This is a genomic window from Neisseria sp. P0017.S009 (genome assembly GCF_051957375.1).
Lineage (GTDB): Bacteria > Pseudomonadota > Gammaproteobacteria > Burkholderiales > Neisseriaceae > Neisseria > Neisseria perflava.
Genome location: NZ_JBQCWL010000025.1, coordinates 1 through 365 on the forward strand (window position 1 = coordinate 1; position 365 = coordinate 365).

1 protein-coding gene is annotated in these 365 nt (G+C 54.0%); it reads left to right on the forward strand.

What is annotated here, in order from left to right; all coding sequences use genetic code 11:
* Nucleotides 1-365, forward strand: a 365-nt coding sequence (locus ACTHTG_RS11180) for a type IV secretion protein Rhs (RefSeq protein ID WP_440360703.1), incomplete at both ends; no start/stop codon positions are given.

A 365-nucleotide genomic window follows, 5' to 3' on the forward strand; every position in this document is an offset into this window, starting at 1 on the left:
GATGCGGCCGGATTGGTATCGGAATACGAATACGACCATTACACCCCGACCGGCAAAGTCATCCGCAACCGGACTTCCTTGGGCGAGGAATGGCGTTTTACCTATCACGAAGGTTACACGGAGGTAACCGACGTATTGGGCCGTACCGAGCAATATCATTACGACTACAACAACGAGTTGACCAAACGGGTGTTTGCCGACGGCAGCACCAACCTGATGGAACGCGACGACTTGGGCCGTCTGCTCAGCCACACCGATGCAATGGGACGCGTTACCCGTTATCAGTACAGCAACGAAGGCCAGGTAGAAAGTATTACTCGTCCGGACGGCGTTATCCTGCATTTCGACTATGACGACAACTACCG